At 39.3% G+C, this 21,079-nt stretch carries 24 protein-coding genes; 12 read left to right on the plus strand and 12 right to left on the minus strand.

Annotated elements, in window-relative coordinates:
• Nucleotide 1 precedes the first annotated feature (1 nt).
• Nucleotides 2-451 (minus strand): ferritin-like domain-containing protein, encoded by a 450-nt coding sequence (locus ACY2RU_RS04615; protein WP_490137231.1) that lies wholly within the window; start codon nucleotides 449-451, stop codon nucleotides 2-4.
• A 185-nt stretch (nucleotides 452-636) separates the two neighbouring features.
• On the minus strand, nucleotides 637-1,452 hold the full coding sequence (locus ACY2RU_RS04620; RefSeq protein ID WP_490137232.1) for a DUF6252 domain-containing protein: 816 nt from the start codon (nucleotides 1,450-1,452) through the stop codon (nucleotides 637-639).
• 136 nt (nucleotides 1,453-1,588) lie between these two features.
• Between ACY2RU_RS04620 and ACY2RU_RS04625 the strand changes: the two genes are divergently transcribed.
• The 6 genes from ACY2RU_RS04625 (at nucleotide 1,589) to ACY2RU_RS04650 (ending at nucleotide 7,431) form a co-directional block, all read left to right on the plus strand.
• Nucleotides 1,589-2,188 (plus strand): 30S ribosomal protein S16, encoded by a 600-nt coding sequence (locus ACY2RU_RS04625; RefSeq protein ID WP_490137233.1) that lies wholly within the window; start codon nucleotides 1,589-1,591, stop codon nucleotides 2,186-2,188.
• Nucleotides 2,189-2,199: 11 nt separating this feature from the next.
• Entirely contained in the window at nucleotides 2,200-2,724 is a 525-nt protein-coding gene (gene rimM, locus ACY2RU_RS04630) for a ribosome maturation factor RimM (protein ID WP_490137234.1), read from the plus strand.
• Entirely contained in the window at nucleotides 2,724-3,446 is a 723-nt protein-coding gene (locus ACY2RU_RS04635; RefSeq protein ID WP_490137235.1) for a tRNA1(Val) (adenine(37)-N6)-methyltransferase, read from the plus strand. The genes rimM and ACY2RU_RS04635 overlap by 1 nt, the downstream gene beginning before the upstream one ends.
• A gap of 71 nt (nucleotides 3,447-3,517) precedes the next feature.
• Nucleotides 3,518-5,161 carry a peptide-N-glycosidase F-related protein gene (locus tag ACY2RU_RS04640; protein ID WP_490137236.1) on the plus strand — a complete coding sequence of 548 codons (1,644 nt, stop codon included), beginning with the start codon at nucleotides 3,518-3,520 and terminating at the stop codon, nucleotides 5,159-5,161.
• A 94-nt stretch (nucleotides 5,162-5,255) separates the two neighbouring features.
• A complete protein-coding gene (locus tag ACY2RU_RS04645; protein ID WP_490137237.1) occupies nucleotides 5,256-6,434 on the plus strand; it encodes an acyl-CoA dehydrogenase family protein in 1,179 nt (392 codons plus the stop codon).
• 103 nt (nucleotides 6,435-6,537) lie between these two features.
• On the plus strand, nucleotides 6,538-7,431 hold the full coding sequence (locus tag ACY2RU_RS04650; protein ID WP_490137238.1) for a metallophosphoesterase: 894 nt from the start codon (nucleotides 6,538-6,540) through the stop codon (nucleotides 7,429-7,431).
• Between the two features lie 12 nt (nucleotides 7,432-7,443).
• Here ACY2RU_RS04650 and ACY2RU_RS04655 read toward each other — a convergent pair whose 3' ends face one another.
• From ACY2RU_RS04655 to trmB, 7 genes are all read right to left on the minus strand, one after another.
• Nucleotides 7,444-7,776, minus strand: a complete 333-nt coding sequence (locus ACY2RU_RS04655) for a 2Fe-2S iron-sulfur cluster-binding family protein (protein ID WP_490137239.1) — start codon at nucleotides 7,774-7,776, stop codon at nucleotides 7,444-7,446.
• Between the two features lie 118 nt (nucleotides 7,777-7,894).
• A complete protein-coding gene (locus tag ACY2RU_RS04660; protein ID WP_490137240.1) occupies nucleotides 7,895-8,947 on the minus strand; it encodes an NAD(P)/FAD-dependent oxidoreductase in 1,053 nt (350 codons plus the stop codon).
• 251 nt (nucleotides 8,948-9,198) lie between these two features.
• Nucleotides 9,199-9,441 (minus strand): NifU family protein, encoded by a 243-nt coding sequence (locus ACY2RU_RS04665; protein WP_490137241.1) that lies wholly within the window; start codon nucleotides 9,439-9,441, stop codon nucleotides 9,199-9,201.
• A gap of 1 nt (nucleotide 9,442) precedes the next feature.
• A complete protein-coding gene (locus ACY2RU_RS04670; RefSeq protein ID WP_490137242.1) occupies nucleotides 9,443-10,582 on the minus strand; it encodes an Mrp/NBP35 family ATP-binding protein in 1,140 nt (379 codons plus the stop codon).
• 255 nt (nucleotides 10,583-10,837) lie between these two features.
• Nucleotides 10,838-11,164, minus strand: a complete 327-nt coding sequence (locus tag ACY2RU_RS04675) for an MGMT family protein (RefSeq protein WP_490137243.1) — start codon at nucleotides 11,162-11,164, stop codon at nucleotides 10,838-10,840.
• Nucleotides 11,164-11,793: a lysine transporter LysE gene (locus ACY2RU_RS04680; RefSeq protein WP_490137244.1), complete on the minus strand. Its 630-nt coding sequence runs from the start codon at nucleotides 11,791-11,793 to the stop codon at nucleotides 11,164-11,166. The genes ACY2RU_RS04675 and ACY2RU_RS04680 overlap by 1 nt, the downstream gene beginning before the upstream one ends.
• A gap of 37 nt (nucleotides 11,794-11,830) precedes the next feature.
• On the minus strand, nucleotides 11,831-12,505 hold the full coding sequence (trmB, locus tag ACY2RU_RS04685) for a tRNA (guanosine(46)-N7)-methyltransferase TrmB (protein ID WP_490137473.1): 675 nt from the start codon (nucleotides 12,503-12,505) through the stop codon (nucleotides 11,831-11,833).
• 73 nt (nucleotides 12,506-12,578) lie between these two features.
• Between trmB and ACY2RU_RS04690 the strand changes: the two genes are divergently transcribed.
• Nucleotides 12,579-13,652: a glycosyltransferase gene (locus tag ACY2RU_RS04690; protein WP_490137245.1), complete on the plus strand. Its 1,074-nt coding sequence runs from the start codon at nucleotides 12,579-12,581 to the stop codon at nucleotides 13,650-13,652.
• On the opposite strand, the gene ACY2RU_RS04695 is transcribed toward ACY2RU_RS04690, so the two are convergent.
• Both ACY2RU_RS04695 and ACY2RU_RS04700 read right to left on the minus strand, forming a co-directional pair.
• Nucleotides 13,626-14,669, minus strand: a complete 1,044-nt coding sequence (locus ACY2RU_RS04695) for a sensor histidine kinase (protein WP_490137246.1) — start codon at nucleotides 14,667-14,669, stop codon at nucleotides 13,626-13,628. The genes ACY2RU_RS04690 and ACY2RU_RS04695 overlap by 27 nt on opposite strands.
• Before the next feature lie 20 nt (nucleotides 14,670-14,689).
• Entirely contained in the window at nucleotides 14,690-15,373 is a 684-nt protein-coding gene (locus ACY2RU_RS04700) for a response regulator transcription factor (protein WP_490137247.1), read from the minus strand.
• A gap of 223 nt (nucleotides 15,374-15,596) precedes the next feature.
• On the opposite strand from ACY2RU_RS04700, the gene ACY2RU_RS04705 reads away from it, so the two are divergent.
• The 5 genes from ACY2RU_RS04705 to ACY2RU_RS04725 all read left to right on the plus strand — a co-directional run bounded on the left by ACY2RU_RS04705 (nucleotide 15,597) and on the right by ACY2RU_RS04725 (nucleotide 19,698).
• A complete protein-coding gene (locus tag ACY2RU_RS04705; protein WP_490137248.1) occupies nucleotides 15,597-16,583 on the plus strand; it encodes a T9SS type A sorting domain-containing protein in 987 nt (328 codons plus the stop codon).
• A gap of 88 nt (nucleotides 16,584-16,671) precedes the next feature.
• Nucleotides 16,672-17,646 carry a LuxE/PaaK family acyltransferase gene (locus ACY2RU_RS04710; RefSeq protein ID WP_490137474.1) on the plus strand — a complete coding sequence of 325 codons (975 nt, stop codon included), beginning with the start codon at nucleotides 16,672-16,674 and terminating at the stop codon, nucleotides 17,644-17,646.
• A gap of 5 nt (nucleotides 17,647-17,651) precedes the next feature.
• Nucleotides 17,652-18,677: a hypothetical protein gene (locus tag ACY2RU_RS04715; RefSeq protein WP_490137249.1), complete on the plus strand. Its 1,026-nt coding sequence runs from the start codon at nucleotides 17,652-17,654 to the stop codon at nucleotides 18,675-18,677.
• 5 nt (nucleotides 18,678-18,682) lie between these two features.
• Nucleotides 18,683-19,198 (plus strand): DUF350 domain-containing protein, encoded by a 516-nt coding sequence (locus tag ACY2RU_RS04720; RefSeq protein ID WP_490137250.1) that lies wholly within the window; start codon nucleotides 18,683-18,685, stop codon nucleotides 19,196-19,198.
• A gap of 53 nt (nucleotides 19,199-19,251) precedes the next feature.
• Entirely contained in the window at nucleotides 19,252-19,698 is a 447-nt protein-coding gene (locus ACY2RU_RS04725; RefSeq protein WP_490137251.1) for a YHS domain-containing (seleno)protein, read from the plus strand.
• Nucleotides 19,699-19,760: 62 nt separating this feature from the next.
• Here ACY2RU_RS04725 and tyrS read toward each other — a convergent pair whose 3' ends face one another.
• Nucleotides 19,761-21,059 (minus strand): tyrosine--tRNA ligase, encoded by a 1,299-nt coding sequence (gene tyrS / locus ACY2RU_RS04730; protein WP_490137252.1) that lies wholly within the window; start codon nucleotides 21,057-21,059, stop codon nucleotides 19,761-19,763.
• Nucleotides 21,060-21,079: the final 20 nt, after the last annotated feature.

Here is a 21,079-nt window from a genome sequence, read left to right on the forward strand (position 1 = left end):
TTTATGACATTACCACTTCAAAGTTCTGCGCACTCTGCAAAGCAGTTTTAATATTTGTCACATGCGAGGACAGGATGCTCTTCGTTGTTGGTGGTAGCGTGGTATCATGAATAATATCTGTGTATTCATCTACGGCAGCCTTTTCACCTTTAATTACTTCCGCTAAAATGGCTTCTTCATCATTTGAAGTGAATGTGGTTTTAATATCCATCCAAGCGCGATGTGCATCTCCTGTAAAACTTGTTCCCTTATCTGGGGTTTCGCCGTAATTTCTGATCTCTGATTTTAATTCATGTCCGAAATCATATCGTTTTTGCGCTTCATTCTCGAAAAACTGCTTTAACTTTACATTGTCTACAATTTCTGCAGCTTTCTTATAACCCTTTTCGGCATCATAATTTTTGGTAAGTAGTTCGTTTAATTTGTTCGACATTTTCTCTGTATACTTCATCTTCTTTTCTGTTTAAATGTAGCAAAGCAAATTTTAACCATCAGACAAGAAGCTTTGCCTTTTCTTTATCCGATATAGCCTAATATACCGAAAAAAGTGGCTTTAGCCAAAAAATTAACCCAAGCTTAACGGGTTTTAGCAACCTTTAACGTTAGACTTGGGTTAAAAAATATGTTGGGAAAATACTACTCGTATCTCACATTAAACTGCCCGATAGTAACAGAGTGATTTTCTGTTTCGAAAGAAAAGGTTCCTTTAATTTTTCTGGTAATGGGATCATTTCCAATAACAATTATATTTCCAGTTTCAACTTCTTCTGTACCATTGATATCGGTGATGGTAGCGTTAAATCTGTTTCTTGGCAAAGCATAGCTACCAATTTGTGCGTTAACCGGCAGCTCAAGTGTAATAACACTAGTGGCCGATTCACCCGTTAAAATAATACTCTCTTCAACTTCTACAGCCGTTACTGCAATAGGATTAAAAGACATTCCGTCAACAGAAGCAACAAAAGTTCCTGCATTATCATCTGTAGTATCTATAGGATCTGCAGGCTCATTGAGCCCAGCGGCATAAGAGACACCATTAAAAACTCCCGAATGTACCACTAAGGTATCATTCCCTGTATATGTTGTAAAACGAAACAATCCACTTAAGGTTTTATCTGAAGTATCCCATCGAGTCACTTCTATTTCGCCATCACCATCAGGGCTTGTCACACGAATGTTACCGAAGCCATCTTCATAAGATGCAAAATTCTTTGAGTCTCCACCTAATTCGTAGATGCCGCTTGTAGGGCTCGAAATACGAAGCGTAAGAGTTTCGTCTTGCGTATAGCCTTGAATAACGTAGCTACCATTATCATTGGCCGTTGCTCGCGCATCGTTCGCTCTAAAAAAAGTTTGGTTGAGTTGCCCCTGCAATCCAGGGTTATTGTCTTGAATGTCTTCACAACTAGTGAGGGCTAGCGCTGCGATTATTACAAATAAATACTTCTTCATGATTGATTTGGGTTTACATGATTACGGACAAATATAACAAAAAGTTTAATGTATTGAATTTCAATAGAAATAAATAGTATCTTTGCAGACTTATAAAAAATTATAACCGGAGTCGTGTACTCCAAAAATTAATTCTATGCCTGTAAAAATTAGATTACAAAGACACGGTAAAAAAGGAAAGCCTTTTTACTGGATCGTAGCGGCAGATTCCCGCGCAAAAAGAGATGGTAAATACTTAGACAAATTAGGTGTTTATAATCCAAATGTTAACCCTGCACATATTGAGATCAATGTTGATGGTGCGGTACAATGGCTTCAAAACGGAGCGCAGCCTACAGATACGGCACGAGCTATCCTTTCTTATAAAGGTGTTATGATGAAAAATCATTTAGCTGGTGGAGTTCGCAAGGGTGCTTTAACCGAAGAACAAGCTGAAGAAAAATTCAATGCCTGGTTAGAAGAGAAAGCACAGTCTGTTGATTCTAAAAAAGGTAAATTGGCAGATGCTAAAGGAAAAGCGAAAGCTGAAGCCTTAGCTGCTGAAAAACTGGTAAATGAGGCGCGTGCTGCTGCTAATACTGAAGCGGAAGCTCCAGCAGAAGAAGTAGTTGCTGAAAGCGAAGAGACTCCTGAAACAGCTGAAAACGTAGACGCTTCGGAAGAAGTTGCTGCTGTTGAACAAGCTGCGGAAGAAGCTCCTGCTGCACCAGCAGAAGCTCCAAAAGAAGACGAATAAACTGTTGTACGATGCAAAAGAAGGACTGTTTCTTCGTTGGCAAAATCGTAAAAAAGTACAGTTTTAAGGGCGAGCTACTTATCAAACTCGATACAGACGAGCCCGATCAATTTTTAGAGATGGAATCAGTTCTTGTGGAATTACACAAGAATTTGATTCCATTTTTTATTGAACACTCCTCCTTACACAAATCTTCATTACTCAGAGTTCAATTTGAAGACGTACGCAATGAAGCGGACGCAATAGCACTTATAGGAAAAGAGCTTTTTTTACCCCTTGATAGACTCCCAAAATTAACGGGTAATAAATTTTATTATCACGAAATTACAGGCTTTAAAGTAACAGACCTCTCGTTTGGGGCTGTTGGATTTGTCACTGGTGTTAACGATAACACAGCACAACATCTTTTTATTGTTGATCGTGATGGCACTGAGATCTTGATTCCAATAAATGACTCCTTTATCAAGGAAGTAAACAGAGAAAAGAAAGAACTCACTCTCGACGTTCCTGAAGGATTGATCGAACTCTACCTCTAATGTCTAAGCCCTTTCATTTTAAGGAATTTACCATCGCTCAGGACCGATGCGCCATGAAAATTGGAACAGATGGTGTGCTTTTAGGTGCTTGGATCTCTTTGGAAAACAAGCCCCAAACCATTCTTGATATTGGCGCTGGAACTGGCCTGATCGCTTTACAACTTGCGCAACGAAGTAATGCTCAAACTATTGACGCTGTTGAAATTGACGATGAAGCTTACGAACAGTGCACCTCCAATTTTGAAGAATCCCCTTGGGCTGACCGCCTGTTTTGTTATCACGCCTCTATTCAAGAATACGCTTCGGAAATAGATGAAACCTATGATCTTATTATTAGCAATCCGCCCTTCTATTCTGAAGATTACAAAACCGAAAATGACGCACGCGATCTCGCGCGCTTTACAGAAGCACTTCCATTTCAACATTTAATCGTTTGTGTTGCTCATTTACTTAGCCAGACAGGTGTTTTTGCACTTATTCTTCCGAAGAAAGAAGAAGAAAATTTTATCAAATTGGCTGCAGAAAATAACTTGTATCCCAACCGAATCTGCCATGTGCAAGGCTCTTCCTCTTCCGAAGTAAAACGAAGTCTACTAGCTTTTTCGAGGAAACGTGTTCGTCCGACCATGGAAACACTCATTATTGAGACAGCTCGTCATCAATACACCAACGAATATAAAAATATTGTTAGCCCCTTCTATTTAGACAAAAATCTTGGATAATAGCTGTTAAAAAGGTACGGATAACCTAATAACTCTATCACAATTCTTATCTTTAGGCAAATTCTCAAGACATGATAAAACAACTACCTCAATCCCTATTATTTATAGTGATAACAATGCTTTTTGCAGTCAATGTTACTGCTCAAACTTCTTCACTTACCGTATTTGACAACATCCTCTTCTATGATGGCTACGCGCCGCTTGTTCCGGCAGGTGATCTATATGAGCCTATTCCTGCGGAAGTATTACGACATAGCAATTCACGGTACGCAATTCAGCTTACGGAAGCACAATTAAATTCAATTGGCAATAAACTTACCATGGATGTTACACTGAAAGCTGCTTGCGATAATTACGACCGTATTGCTCGCGTGTATTTAGCCTTTGTGCCGGCTGGTCAAACCACCTATGATTCCAATGCAGTAGAGCGGGTTGAATTAGGTCGTTTTATCACGCCATTTATGAATAAAAATAATTCGCCAACCGAGGTGCCTTTTTCTTTTAATATAGATAATGCTGCCGAAATCTTTAGTGACACAGCATTGCGAGCTAATTTTGATATTTGGGTTGAATTAGACGTTTTTGGAGTGCCGTATGCCGCGCAACAGCAAGTTGCTGGATGTGCAGGAAGAATTGATACATTCTACGGTACCGTTGTTTTTAATTCGATCGTAGACGTTAATCAAACATATCCAAATCCAAACTTTTTAATGTCGCTTGCCTGTGATGAAAACCTGAATAACTACAACGCAACCGATGTTCCTGGAGAAACGACCAAGATCATCGATTTTACACTGAATCAAACGGTAGAAGATGTTACCTTATATTTAATTACTTCAAATCACGGAGCCAATGCTGGCGGTGAGGAATATGAGCGTCGAGACCACTTTTTATATTTAGATAATGACCTTATTCTTGAGTATATCCCCGGTGGAAAATCATGCGAACCGTACAGACAATTCAACACTCAAGGGAATGGTATCTATTCTCCAACACCAAGAACAACAAGAGCTTGGCTTGACTTTAATAACTGGTGTCCTGGCGACGTAATTCCAAACCGGGAAATCTATTTGGGGACATTGACTGCTGGACAACATCAAATTAAACTAGACGTTCCAGATGCAGTTTTCGTTAATGGCGAAGGTTATATTCCCGTGTCTATGTATCTTCAAAATAGAAACAGCTATCAATCAATTTGTATAGATCCAACAGATCTTGTAGCAAGTGGAGAGACCTATAATTCGGTTGATTTTGAATGGCAGGAAAATGGTTCTGCTTCACAATGGGAAGTTATGTATGGTAGAACTTCAAACACAGGTGATGAGACCATTATTCCCGTATTTGACACCCAAGAAACCATAGACAATCTTACAGATAATAGCTTTTACAGCTTTTATGTTCGATCTGTTTGTGACGCCGATTTTAATAGCAATTGGGTTGGCCCAGTAACAAAGCGAACCGAATTGGGTATAGAAGAATCAAACTTTGAAACGTTCCAATTCTATCCAAATCCAACACAAGGAAGCATTTTCTTGCAAGCCTCTGTTCCCATTGACACCATTACAATTTACGACACCCTAGGGAAAGCAGTACTCACTAAAAATATTGGTAGTCTGACTTCAGAAATTGAACTTTCAGAAATTTCTAGCGGACTCTATTTTATGGATGTAACCATAAATGGCGCTGCCAGATCTTATAAATTAATTGCGAATTAATACCTAAAAATTATTCACATATGGGTAGTAAAAGTTATTTTTGCTACCCGTATTAAATAGCGCTTAATAGCTCATATTTTATCTTAAAATCCTTATGAAACCAGATCTTTTTGAAGCTCCCGATTATTACAATCTCGACGATTTACTTTCCGAAGAACACAAATTAGTGCGTGATGCAGCTCGTGAATGGGTGAAGCGTGATGTCTCTCCTATTATTGAAGACTACGCGCAACGTGCAGAATTTCCTAAACAAATTATTGGCGGTCTTGCAGAAATTGGTGCTTTCGGCCCTTATATTCCTGAAGAATATGGTGGTGCTGGGCTTGATCAGATCTCATATGGTCTTATCATGCAGGAAATTGAACGAGGAGATAGCGGTGTGCGAAGTACTGCATCCGTACAGTCTTCTTTAGTAATGTATCCTATCTGGAAATACGGAAATGAAGCACAACGACAAAAATTCCTTCCAAAATTGGCCAGTGGCGAATGGATGGGATCTTTCGGACTTACAGAACCGGATCACGGAAGTAATCCTGGAGGAATGACCACCAACTTCAAAGATATGGGCGATCATTACCTATTGAACGGAGCCAAAATGTGGATCTCAAATGCTCCTTTTTGTCAGGTAGCTGTTGTTTGGGCAAAAGATGAAACTGGACGTATTCACGGACTGTTAGTTGAAAGAGGGATGGAAGGCTTTAGCACTCCCGAAACTCACAATAAGTGGTCACTTCGCGCTTCTTCTACAGGAGAACTTATCTTTGATAATGTAAAAGTTCCTAAAGAAAACTTACTCCCGAACAAATCGGGCTTAGGAGCACCATTAGGGTGTCTAGACTCGGCACGCTTCGGAATTGCCTGGGGTGCAATTGGCGCCGCAATGGATTGCTACGATACTGCCCTTCGTTATTCTAAAGAGCGTATTCAGTTTGGTAAGCCCATTGGTCAGTTTCAGCTTCAGCAAAAAAAATTAGCCGAAATGATCACAGAAATCACCAAAGCACAACTATTAACTTGGCGTCTTGGTGTGCTGCGTAATGAAGAAAAAGCAACAAGTGCACAGATCTCGATGGCTAAAAGAAACAACGTTGACATGGCTATCAACATCGCACGAGAAGCGCGTCAGATGTTAGGGGGAATGGGAATCACAGGTGAATATAGCATCATGCGACACTCAATGAACCTAGAAAGTGTGATCACCTATGAAGGTACTCACGACATACACTTATTAATCACCGGACTGGATATTACAGGCTTAAACGCTTTTAAGTAGACAGTAGTTAAATTATCTAAAACCTCTAATTCTCATTAGAGGTTTTTTTGTTTCCATTTGTGTTGAACGCACAGCAAATTGTATCTTTAAAAAAAGAAAACTCATGTCTTCATCATCCCGAATATCAAGAGCCTACCAAAAGGCCCGACGGATCTCCTTTAATGATGATTCAAAATTTGTGATCTTTAGCGATTGCCATCGAGGTGACAATAGTTTTGCCGACGAATTTGCCAACAATAGAAACATCTATTTTCACGCACTAAAGCATTATTATCAAGAAAAATTCACGTATTGCGAATTGGGCGATGGCGACGAACTTTGGGAAAACCGAGAGTTTAAGTCCATTTTAGAGGCACATAAAAATGTGTTTGATCTTATGCAGCTTTTTTTTAATGAAGGAAGATTATATCGCCTACTCGGCAACCACGATATGGTCTACCGCAATGAACGCTACGTAGAAAAACATTTATTTTCGTATTTCAACAAAGTTAATGGTGAACCAACACCCCTATTTCCAAATATAAAATTTTCAGAAGGTCTTATTCTAAAACACGAGACAACAGAACAAGAGATTTTTATGATGCATGGACATCAAGCCGATTGGATGAATTACCGCGGATGGAAATTTAACCGTTTTATGGTAAGAGCGCTGTGGCGGCAACTTCAAGTGGTTGGTATTAGCGACCCTACAAGTCCGGCCAAGAATTTTCACGAATTGATCAAAGTAGAGCGGCGTACAAAAAAGTGGATCACCGACAATAACAATATTTTCACCATCACTGGGCATACGCACAGACCGCGTTTTCCGGAGCCTGGAGATATCGCCTATTTTAACGATGGAAGCTGCGTGCATCCAAGAAGCATTACCGGACTAGAAATTGAAAATGGAGCTATTTCTTTGATCAAATGGCAAATATCCACCACTGAAGACGGCACGCTTAAAGTAATACGCGTACTGCTTGAAGGTCCGCAACCTTTAAGCTCTTATAAAACATAACAAAACTACTAATTACACTTCGGGGGCGATCTCAACTTTGAGTCCGTCGAGCTCAGGATGAATATGAATCTGACATCCCAATCTGCTATTTTCTTTAACATTAAACGCTTCCGCAAGCATAGCATCTTCGTCATAACCCATTTCTGGAAGTTCTGTGTCGCTTAACACATAACATTGACAGGAAGCGCACATTGCCATCCCACCGCAAATACCAATTGTTCCTTCCGGAGCGAGTTCATACGAACGGATCACCTCCATCAAATTCATATTCATATCTGTTGGAGCAATCACCTCATGGATGGCTCCTTCGCGATCAATAATGGTTATGTTTATATCCTGTTCCATATTTTTATTTTGGGCGTGTACCTTTCGGCACCAGGCTTTCGGCTGTATCCCCGCCCGTCGTTCCTTTGGCGGGGGATGCCGCCTCAATCCTTCACGCGAGACTCGTCATACTCGCTAGTTAATCAATAGATTTTACTACCGCCTTTGGCGCTTCCTTTTTGGTTCCATCAAAGCCTTCAACACCACCTACAGTAGTGTATTTCATTACGTAGCGTTTATCAGGAAAGATTCGCTGATACGCACTTTGACACATCAAAGTAGCTTCATGAAAACCACATAAGATCAATTTCAATTTCCCTGGATATGTATTTACATCGCCAATTGCATAAATCCCAGGAATATTGGTTTGATAATCTAAGGTATTATCAACCTTAATAGCATTCTTTTCGATCTCCAATCCCCAATCTGCAATAGGTCCTAATTTTGGAGATAAGCCAAATAAAGGTATAAAGTGATCACAGGGTTCATTAAATACCTTGGCATCTCGCTTAATACTTACACCTTCAATTTTTGTTTCCCCTATCAAGCCAACAACTTCAGCAGGTGTGATCAACTTGATCTTCCCAGAATTCTTTAGTTCCTGAACCTTTTCTACGCTGTCTAAAGCCCCTCTAAATTCATTTCTGCGATGCACAAGGGTAACACTGCTAGCTACATCTGCCAAAAAAATACTCCAATCTAAGGCAGAATCTCCACCTCCGGCAATAACAACACTTTTGTTCCGATACAATTCAGGTTCACGTATCATATATTCTACGCCCTTATCTTCAAATTTGGCTATATCTACAATAGGTGGTTTTCTAGGTTCAAAACTCCCTAGTCCGCCAGCAATAGCAACAATAGGCGCCTGGTGTTGCGTTCCTTTGTTTGTAGTGACAACAAAGCTCCCATCTTCCAGTTTTTCAATGGTCTGTGCGCGTTCGCCCAGAGTAAAACCTGGTTGAAACGGTTCGATCTGTTTCATTAGGTTGTTAACAAGATCACCCGCTAGAATTTCGGGAAAGGCTGGGATATCGTAAATAGGTTTTTTGGGATAGATCTCACTGCATTGTCCGCCAGATTGTGGCAAGGCATCAATAAGATGACATTTAAGTTTTAGTAATCCGGCTTCAAAAACGGTAAAAAGGCCCGTAGGACCGGCACCAATTATAAGAATATCTGTCTTTATCATATATATTTCCCTATGATACGGGTACTATTTTATGGTTTGTATTCTATTAACACTCAAGAACGAGCACTACAAAGTTCGGTATTCTCGCTGGGTCATTTTATGACAAACGTCATATGTAAAGCCAGCGCTGCGTGAGGTCCATCTGTACCGAACGCTATTTTCGGGCAGGGGTTGAGGCACTGTTGAAGCTCCTCGAAGAGAGCGACTGCCGAAGACCCGACCACGTCGTAGACGTGGGCACGCCCAAAAAATCAACCTTCTACATTGATCACTCGTTCTATTTGAGGCGCATACTTTTTGATGGTCATTTCAACACCGCTCTTTAGTGTCATTTGATTCACCGAACAGCCTACACATGCACCTTGCAATTGCACCCGCACGATCGTACCATCTTCAATGGATAACAAGGAAATGTCACCGCCATCGCTTTGTAAAAACGGACGAATCTCATCAAGTGCTATCTCTACTTTTGCTTTTAACTCTTCTGCTGTCATATTATTTTTTTACGGCACTGCAACCAGCCATGGTCGTAATTTTAATGGCCTCCGTAGGGGGCAAGTTTTCGTTACGCCTTACCGTTTCTTCTACTACGTTCTTGGTGATCGTTTCAAATGCTTTTTCTATGGCTGTTGCAGTTTGCAAGGCCGCCGGGTGACCTGCATCTCCGGCTTCACGGATACTTTGCACTAAAGGAATATCACCTAAAAATCGGACTTGTAGATCCTCAGCGAGATTTTTTGCTCCTTCTTTTCCGAAGATATAGTATTTATTGTCGGGAAGTTCAGCTGGCGTGAAATATGCCATATTTTCTATAATTCCTAAAACAGGAACATCAATGTTTTCTTGTTGAAACATGGCCACACCTTTACGGGCATCAGCCAGAGCTACCGTTTGTGGTGTACTTACCACTACTGCACCTGTAATGGGCAATGATTGCATAATACTTAGGTGAATATCACCCGTACCCGGAGGGAGATCTAATAACATAAAATCCAATTCACCCCAAGCGGCATCAAAGATCAATTGGTTCAATGCTTTTGCTGCCATGGGACCGCGCCAAATTACCGCTTGATCTGGTTTAGTAAAGAAACCTATAGACAAAATCTTTACGCCGTAATTTTCGACAGGTTTCATTTTGCTTTTTCCGTCAACGGTAACAGATAATGGTTTTTCCATAGCCACATCGAACATGATAGGAATAGAGGGTCCATAAATATCGGCATCTAAGATCCCAACTTTAAAGCCCATTTTGGCTAAGGTCACTGCCAGATTTGCCGTGACAGTTGATTTACCTACACCGCCTTTTCCCGAAGCTACCGCAACGATATTTTTAATCCCTGGAATAGCTTTTCCTTTGATCATATTCGGGTTTTCGGGTTTGGCCGGGGCTTCAACTTTAATATTTACCTGTACTTTCGCATCGGCATAGACCTGTTCTTTTATAGTCTTGATTATATCGGCTTCGGCGCGTTTCTTAATATGTAACGCTGGAGTACTTAATTTTAGGTCGATCACCACTTCATCAGCGAAAGTCATTACATTAGTAACGGCACCACTTTCAACCATGTTTTTACCTTCACCCGCAACGGTGATCTGTTCTAAAGCTTTGAGGATATCCTGTTTGTTTAATTTCATATAACGGTACGCCTAATATAGATTCATTCTAAGGTGCAAATATACTTTGAAAACTTCGGAAACGGAAAGGAGATGCATTGAAATGATTGATGGCTGAATAAGCTAAATGTTGGGTGTTGCGTGTTTAAAAAACTACGCATTTGAAATAAACTAATTTTACGTCTTAGCGAATTTGCGAGTTAGAAGGCTGAAGATCGAAGAACCATATTTGAAGAGGAGTGGTTTCTTTTTTAAGTAATGACTTTTTAATGAACACTATAACTCCTTCATCGGATCCCAAAAGAGCGTTTCAAACTGTTGTATTTGATTTTCAACAACCTCAACACCTTCCGATTCTAATAACTGCTGCATAAGATTGGTGCCATCAAAATGATGTTTCCCAGTTAGCAAACCTTTTCTGTTTACTACGCGATGCGCCGGAACGTCCTCTTGTCTGCTGCTGGCATTCATAGCCCAGCCTACCATACGAGCGCTTTGGGCCGCCCCAAGATACTTTGCAATAGCTCCATAGCTAGTGACGCGACCGTAGGGAATCAATTTGGCGACATCATATACCTTGTCAAAAAAACCTTCAGCAGCCATTATAAATTATTTAAAATTTTCATTAAGGTGATAATGGCGATCACAGCTGTAATAAGGCCAATAATATAATTCATATTGATCTTAAAAACTGGTTTATTATCCTTGCGCTTAAAAAATTGAATATATAACACAAGCATAACAAATGTTCCCAGTCCGGAAGCAATTACTGCCATTAAAAGATCTGTTTGACCAAACGAAAACCAACCAAAAACTGAAAAAGTAACACTTATATAAACCCAATAAGGTAAAGGTAGGAGATTGAGTGCTGCGACAAACATTCCAGAAAAAAACCGACTCTTTTTAGAGCGATTCATATTTTTTTTGGGTAATTCTCTCCGAGTGTCTTTTGCGATAAACAGAAAATAAACGGTAAGGCAGATAAAAATACCTAATGCAACTTTTTGAAGTACATCAATGATATCGGGGTTTTTATCGAGATAACGTGCCGCTATTAGTGCCGCATAGGTTTGCAACATAACCGTTGCACAGACCCCTAAAGAGAATAATGTGGCTTGCTTGCGCCCACTGCTCATGCTAATTTTAGCAGCCGACATATTGAGTAAACCAGGAGGAATAACACCTACAAATGCGGCTATAAAACCAATAATAAAGTTGAGGATCAAAGACATAAATAGCGGTTGCTATGTGAAGATACGTATTTTATCCCTAACGGAAACGAAACTGTATATAGGTGATCTTCTTATTTTGGGCCAAATACTGTTGTTCATAAAAAGTTTGAATACCTGTAACCTCTGGAGGTGCTCCTTCACTTCCGTAAACGTCGTGATGCGCATATTCAATGGTTTCCCCAAGTCCGTGTAACAACCCTAAGGTATATCCGTGCATAAATTCACTGTCGGTTTTTAAATGAACTATCCCTGTTGGTTTTAAGATCTGCTTGTATTTAGCTAAAAACGCTGTATTCGTTAATCTATGTTTAGTACGCTTATATTTTATCTGTGGGTCTGGAAAAGTGATCCAGATCTCATCTACCTCATTAGGCTCAAAAAAGTGATCGATCAACTCAATTTGAGTTCGAAGAAACCCCACATTGTTAAGGTCTTCTTCTAAGGCTGTTTTGGCACCTCGCCAAAATCTAGCTCCCTTTATATCAACTCCTAAAAAATTCTTTTCGGGATATGCTTTTGCGAGATTAACTGCATATTCTCCCTTCCCGCAGCCTAATTCAAGGACAATTGGATTGGTATTTTTAAAAAAATGGCTTTGCCAGTTTCCTTTTAAGTCAAGCGTATTATTCACTGCCTCTTCGCGAGTTGGTTGAATTACATTGACAAAAGTTTCGTTTTCTTTAAAGCGCTTTAATTTATTTTTACTTCCCACTGCAGCTTGCATTTAATTATTTGGTAAAATTACGGAAATATGGGACGGCAGCAATTATTGTTACCTTTGTTTTATGTTGAAGCGTAAAACCATCTTGGTTGCCCCACTCCATTGGGGGCTAGGCCATGCAACTCGGTGTATTCCAATTATTGAAGCGCTTTTGACGCAAGACTTTGACGTCTTGATTGGTAGCGACGGGGCTGCCTTAAGCTTGCTTCGGAAGGAATTTCCGCAACTCGAATATATTGAACTACCCTCTTACAACATCACCTATCCTGAAAAAGGAAATTGGTTTGCAATGAAACTGCTTACCCAGTTTCCGCACATTAAAAAAGCGATGATTTCCGAAGAAAACCAAATTGCTAAACTAGTTTCTCAGGGAAGAATTGATGGAATTATAAGCGACAACCGACTCGGAGTTTACAGTACGCGTGTGCCTTCGGTATATATCACACATCAATTGCAGGTATTTAGCGGCAAAACATCGAAGATCAGCACAAAATTACATCAAAGAATCATTAAAAAGTTTGATGCTTGTTGGGTTCCTGATGTAGCTGGAAATATAAATTTGAGTGGCGAATTGGGTCATCCGGCGCAATTGCCATTTGAGGTAAATTATTTAGGGCCTTTGAGTCGTTTTACTTCCGAAGTAAAAAAAGAGATCTCGGAAAAGAAGTATGATCTCTTGATCTTACTATCAGGTCCTGAACCACAACGCAGCATATTAGAGCTTCAAATGATGGAAGCCTTTAAAGATGATGACAGAGACATTCTTTTGGTGCGCGGAGTGGTTGAAGAGCGACAAACCTATGAGGTCATCAATGGGATCATTTGCGTAAATTTTCTGCAATCGGCTGCTTTAAAAGAAGCAATTCTCTCTAGTGATCTGGTTGTATCACGTTCTGGGTATACCACGATCATGGATTTGGCTTCTCTAAACAAAAAGGCTTTTTTTATACCTACTCCAGGGCAGTATGAGCAAAAATATCTCGCAAAGCGGTTAAAGGATCTTGGCATGGTTCCTTCTTGCAAGCAAAGTAAATTTACTAAGGAAAAATTGAGAAAAGTTCCTATGTATTCCGGATTGCCAAAATTTGAGACGAAACCCGATTTCAAAAAATTATTCAGCCTTTTCCATGGTGAATGAAAATTCTGAACCAATACCTAACTGACTTTCAACATAGATCTTTTCGGTATGCGCATCGATAATATGCTTGACAATAGCAAGTCCTAAGCCACTACCTCCCTCTTTACGCGAGCCACTTTTATCGACTCGGTAAAAACGTTCAAAAATTCGATGAAGATGAATTTTATCAATTCCTTCACCGTTATCGGTGACCCGCACAATAACTTTGTTTTGAATAAGATGTTCAACACTCACCTCTGTAGTTCCGTCTTTTTTTCCGTATTTGATCGAATTTACTAAGAGGTTTGTAAGAACCTGCTGTATACGATCGCGGTCGGCTACCACATGAATAGGCGTGTCGTAATCCCTATCGAAAGTAAGCGTGATATTTTTCTTAGCAGCCTTCATCTCGAGGAGATCAAATACACTTCGAACTAATTTGATAATGTTAAAGCGTTCCTTTTTAAGTTGAAGACCACCCGCTTCTAGCTTCGTGATCATATCTAGATCCTTTACAATAAAGATGAGCCGCTCAACGCCTTTATTTGCACGTTTTAGATAATTTTTACGCACAGCTTTATCTTTCATGGCACCATCTAGTAGTGTTAAAATATAGCCTTGTACTGTAAAAAGAGGGGTTTTAAGTTCATGAGATACATTCCCAATAAATTCCTTTCGATAGTTTTCTCGAATTTTTAGAGTTTCAATTTCCAGCTTCTTATCTTGGGCAAAACGCTCTACCTGCTTGGTAAGCGTTGCCATATCTGTAGTAATTTGTTTTCTACTTAAAGATTTGGCGTCGAGTATGGTAACGTCATCGTATATCTTTTGAATGCGATTGTAGATCAGTCTCTCTACTCTACGTTGAATTATAATAAAGGAAAAGACAAAGCAAATAATTGCAAAGGCAGCTAAAAACCAATAGTTAATATTTTGCTGAACGTAAAAAAAAACTCCCATAAGGAGTGTTAGAAACAAGGTAATATACGATGTAGTATAGGTCGCAAACTTATATGTTTTTCGAAAATTTTCTGGCATTACAGTGCTATCTGAAAGCACTAAATTACAAATTTATAACCTACACCCTTCACCGTTTTAAACTTTTTGTCTCCAATTTTTTCCCGAAGTTTTCTAATATGCACATCTATGGTTCTACCACCAACAACCACTTCATTTCCCCAAACTCGATCTAGAATATCTTCTCGCTTAAATACTTTTCCTGGTTTAGAAGCTAAAAGCGCTAGTAATTCAAACTCCTTACGTGGTAAAATGATCTCTTTATTCGCCAAGATGATCTTATATTCTTCACGATTAATAACAAGATTACCCAGTTCCATGTTTAATGAACTTTCGTCACCTTCTTTAAAACGTCTCAATAACGCTTTTACTTTACTAATAAGTAGTTTTGGTTTTATTGGTTTCGTGATATAGTCATCGGCACCTGCATCAAAACCGGCAACCTGCGAGTAATCTTCACCTCTGGCTGTTAAAAAAGTAATAACGGTTTCGGAAAGTTCAGGAATGGCACGTATTTTTTCACAGGCCTCGATCCCATCCATTTCAGGCATCATCACATCTAAAATAATAAGGTGAGGTTTATGTTTTTTGGCCTTGGTAACCGCCATGGCTCCATTTTCGGCCGTGATCACCTGGTATCCTTCCGAAGAAAGGTTATATCCTACAATCTCTAAAATATCCGGCTCATCATCAACCAACAATATTTTTGTGTCTTTTTTCTTCATCAAGTCGAATCTTTTAACGGCATAAATATACTTAATTTTGAATGCACACAAGCTTGAAGTTTGAATTGTTAACGATAGGGTAACATTCTAGTTCTCTTTCCCTAACCTTAAGGCGGCAACCACCGTTAAGCTTACGTTATGCTTCAAAAAAACCAAAGTTTAAACGTCACAAATACTTCATTTTTATCTACCTTTGCACCCTAATTTAATAAACAATTTTGTAATGAAAAAAATTACTTTTTTAGCAGCTCTTTTTGTAGGTGCTGCCTCTTTTGCCCAGGTTGCTTACACGAGTTTTGAAGAAGAACCGATTGTAATGGGTACAAATAGTGACAAATATTTTGACACTGGTGATGCTAGTGTTGCTCATGATCTAGTAAATAACCCAATGCAAACACCAGTTGACCAAAATGGTGCTATTGAACTAGGTGTAAACGCACGTTACGAGCCATATGACACTCCTGATGTTGGTCTTACTGATGGTGACTTTGTAGGTGTAACAACTTTTCAACCATCATCAGAACTTGGTTTTACAGATGGTGTTCAAGGATATCAAGTAAGTGATGCCGATGGAAATTTTATCATGGAATTTGACCAGGTAGACTTAACTGGCGTTGGTACTGCTAGTATTTCTTTAGACTTTTTATTGTCTATCAATGATACTCCAACCAACGGAAATTATGAAGGTGACGGTACATTAAATGAATCTGGATCAGACAGATTACGTATTTATGTAAAGGACATTACAAACGCTACCGAGATCGATCTTTTTAACTCTACAGGAATGGATCTTGACGATCTAGTTCCGTTTGATGCTGGTACTATGGAATATCAATTAGAGTGGCAAACAGTTACTGCTGCACTTCCTACTGACGCTACTGTACAATTAGTGATCGAATCTAGAATGAACGCTGGTGGAGAAGTATTTTACTTCGACAACATCGAATTTTCTGGAAGCTTAGGTGTAAATGATGTAAATGATAGTGCTTTCACTCTCTATCCAAACCCTGCTACACAAGGTTTTGTAAACATCACTTCAAAACTTGCTGGTGATAAGAACATCGCGATCTATGACGTTCTTGGAAAGCAAGTGATCAACACAACGATCGCTGGTGACAGACTTCAAATTTCTGAGCTTAACAGCGGACTGTACATCGTAAAGATCACGCAGGCTGGTGCAACTACAACAAAAAAGTTGATCATCAAATAAGCTTTTAACAATACAACTTTTAAAGCCTCTTTTTTTGAAGAGGCTTTTTTTATTACCTATTTTTGACGCAATACTTCGGAACTCAGCTATGCTCAAAGAACAGATCTTTTCTATTTCCTCTTCGGAAGACTTTTTGGCCGCCGCACTTGCTACGTTTCGGTTTCAATATACACATACTGTTCCCTACCGAAAATACTGTGATCTTTTGGGCGTAAACCCGAAAGTTGTAGACAAATTAGAAGACATTCCGTTTTTGCCAATTACTTTTTTTAAAACGTATTCGGTGATCCCAGAAGGACAAACAGCAACGACCATCTTTACAAGTAGCGGCACTACCGGAAGTACCATGAGCAAACATTATATCACCGACGAATCTTTATACCGAGAAAGTTTCCGAAGCACTTTTAAACAATACTATGGAGATCCAAAAGACCTAACCATTTTGGCGCTCTTACCGTCGTATCTGGAACGTACAGGATCTTCACTCGTTTATATGGTTGACGACCTTATTGGCGCCTCCGAAAACCTCAATAGCGGCTTCTATCTTGATCAATTAGGCACCTTGGCAAAAAAGCTTCAGGCGTTAGATCAACAAAACAAAAAAGTATTGCTTATTGGTGTTTCATATGCATTGTTAGACCTGATCGAAACACATAACTTTCAATTAAAACATACGATAGTGATGGAGACTGGTGGCATGAAAGGAAAGCGTAAAGAAATGATCAAAGAAGAACTTCACGCCGTATTAAAAAGAGGGTTTGGAGTATCTACAATACACAGTGAATACGGAATGACCGAAATGCTTTCACAGGCCTATTCTACAGGTAATGGCTTGTTTACTTGTCCGTCGTGGCTCAAAATTCTAACCCGTGATCCCGAAGATGCGCTTACCTTGGTTCAAGGCAAAACCGGCGGTATTAACGTGATTGATCTGGCAAATTTAAACTCCTGCTCATTTATAGCTACGCAAGACCTTGGGAAAGTACATCCTAATGGTAGTTTTGAAATTTTAGGTAGATTTGACACCAGCGATATTCGTGGATGTAATTTAATGGTTGACTAGTGAACGTGCCAAAAAAACAAAATAATGGATGCTTATGGATTGTGCTTCCTGTGCTTCTTACATTATTCAGTTTTGGTTTTTTTAAATTTGTTTTCGCGCTTTCATCGTGGTTAACACTTGGAGTTGCAATCGTTTTCTCACTACTTTTAAGTTTTAAGATTTTAGGAAAGCCAGCAACCAACGCGATTTTTAAAACGTTAGCATCACTCGCCGTTTTCTTTTTTATCGTCGTTCTAGGACTTTCTTTTTTAAACTCCCTGTTTTATGCTGATGGTGATATCGCGCTTCCAACGGCTGAAGAAGGTGTAGTTATTGATAGCCGAATTGAACAGAATGACACATTAGTAGTATATAAAAGCCATCGCATCTGGCGTGATAACTTCGGAAAAACATACACAGGTGATCTTGTGGTTCGCGATCGTGATTATCAGCGACTCAAAGGCCTACAAAACAAATTTGCTCCCAAACGAGAATTGAGTTATTGGGGACAATTATATCTTGAGATGGACAAGACAAATGCTCCGAGTCTTGATCTGGTGATGGAAACTTTTGAGCAAATTAATCGCGAAAAACAACTCAATGAGATGGAATTCGCAGATATGGTGGTGAGTTGTATTCAAGATATACCGTATTCTTTTGTTTTTGAAGCAGCTTGTCTGTCACCAGAAAATTATGAACTTTCTATAAGACGCGTCCTTGAAAAATGTCCTGATTGCTGTATAGGCGGTATTACGTATGGAGTGCAAAATCAAGTTTCATTTTTACAAAACTTAAAAGGTGATTGCGATACACGAACAGTGTTAATCTACAGTATTTTAAACTATTTTGGCTATGATGTAGCCATATTAAACAGCAATGAATATCTCCATTCTATTATTGGCCTGAACATTCCCGGAACAGGTTCGTACAAATTATATAACGGTAAAAAATATGTGGTTTGGGAAACCACCGCCTTAGGACACCCCTTTGGCAAACTTCCCTATGCCATGACCGACCTAAACCATTGGAATGTGGTATTAACCAGTAAATAACACTTATGAACTCACAACTATTCACCCTCGCCCTAGTAGAAATTATTCTAGCTCTCATCATCGCTGTCGTGATCATTTTTATATCCTATAAAATTTTAAAACAGCTTTTCTTCAAATCATTTGATGTTGCAGGTAACAATATGGCTTTTACGGTATTTACCTCAGGGATCGTTTTGTCAATTGGTCTTATTTTAAGTGAAATTGTTCCTTCAATAACAAATATGATCCGTCTTTCCATGCGCCAAGGAGACAGCATTGATATGGCAAGCATTGCACAATATTCTGGGCTGTACCTCTTTATTGGTTTTGTGATGGCCGTTCTTATAAATGCAGCCGTTTTCTTACTCTTTTCGGTGTTAACCAAAGGAACAAATGAATTTAAGGAAATTCAAAAAAATAATCTTTCGGTGGCGATCTTAGTGGTAGTAATTTTAGTAAGTATCACGCTTATTGTGAAGGACAGCATTGCACTTTTAATTGGCTCCTTGATCCCGTATCCTGAAGTAACTAATTTTATGTAAATAAGTTGTAAGGTTTTTAATGCTCCTCCGACTACAACGCTATAAATTATAAAATGAAATATATAATCGCTAGTATCGTATTGCTTTTTACGGTGACGCTCTTCGGACAGAACCATGTAAATCTGAAAAAAGGATTTGCCGCTGAAGGCTATGATGTGGTCGCTTATTTTAGTAACGAGGCGGTTAAAGGAGACAAAAAAATTGAAGCTTCACATAAGGACGTGAAGTATCTTTTTACTTCGGAAGAAAACCGTTTAAAATTTCAAAAAGATCCAGAGCGATATATCCCTCAATATGGCGGATACTGCGCTTATGCGATCGGTGTAAAAGGAAAAAAAGTAAGTGTTAATCCGAAATCTTTTCAGATTATTGATAACAAATTATACTTATTCTATGACGGTCTTGGTGGAGACACCTTAGAAAAATGGAATGAAGAAGGTTCAGCAGAATTGCAGAAAAAAGCAGATGCGAACTGGAAAATTATTGTAGCGGAACAATAGTTCCGTTTCATGTTTGGTTGGTTAGTTAATGTTGCGCGACCCGTTGGGTCGCGCAACATTTTTTATACCACTTTGATGATAAAGTAGTTCTTCTTTCCTCGCTGCAATAGTACAAATTGACCATTGATTAGATCACTTTGAGAAATACTATATCCTTCGGAAACTTTCTCTTTATTAACAGATATTGAGTTTTCTTTTAACGCACGACGTGCTTCGCCATTTGATTTCAAAAAGCCAGTATCTTCGGCTAAAGCAGCAATAATATCAAGTCCGTTTTCGATCTTTTCCGAAGCAATTTCAGCTTGGGTCACCCCTTCAAATACATCTAAAAATGTTTCAGAATCTAACGCCTTAAGATCTTCCGAAGTCGATCTTCCGAAGAGAATCTCTGAAGCTTTTACTGCTTTTTCATAGGCTTCTTCACTATGCACTGTAGTTGTCACTTCTTGAGCAAGTCGTTTTTGTAACGCGCGTGCATGCGGTGCTTCTTGATGCTCAGCAACCAATGCTTTGATCGTATTCTGATCTAAAAAAGTAAAGATCTTTATATACTTTTCGGCATCTTCATCACTAGTATTTAACCAATATTGATAGAATTTGTAGGGAGAAGTTCGCTTGGCATCCAGCCAAACATTACCACCTTCACTTTTTCCAAATTTACTTCCATCACTTTTGGTAATGAGTGGGCAGGTAAGAGCATATCCCTTTCCGCCACCTATACGACGAATCATCTCGGTACCTGTTGTGATATTTCCCCATTGGTCACTTCCACCCATTTGCAGGGTGCAATCGTAATTTTGAAAAAGGTGAAGAAAGTCGTAACCCTGTACCAATTGGTAAGTAAATTCGGTAAACGACATACCTTCAGTGTCTTCGCCTGCAATTCGGTTCTTTACCGAATCTTTAGCCATCATATAATTAACGGTTATATGCTTGCCTACATCTCTTATAAAGTCTAAAAACGAAAACTTCTTCATCCAATCATAGTTGTTCACCATGACCGCCTCATTGGCTTTCCCAGAACTAAAGTCTAAAAATTGAGATAGCTGATTACGAACACATTCTTGATTGTGGTTTAGGGTTGCTTCGTCTAACAGATTTCGTTCACTCGATTTTCCAGAAGGGTCACCGATCATTCCTGTTGCACCACCAACAAGAGCGTAAGGTTTATGCCCACAACGCTGATAAAAGCTCAACAACATAATTGGAACCAGATTACCAATATGTAACGAATCTGCCGTAGGATCAAACCCCACATAGGCCGAGCGCATTTCTTCCATCAGGTGTTTTTCGGTGTCGGGCATTACATCATGCACCATTCCTCTCCATTTCAGTTCTTCTACGAAATTTTTCAAGCTCATTGTTTTAAGTTTCGGTAAAG

This window comes from Ulvibacter sp. 2305UL32-6, from assembly GCF_058148545.1.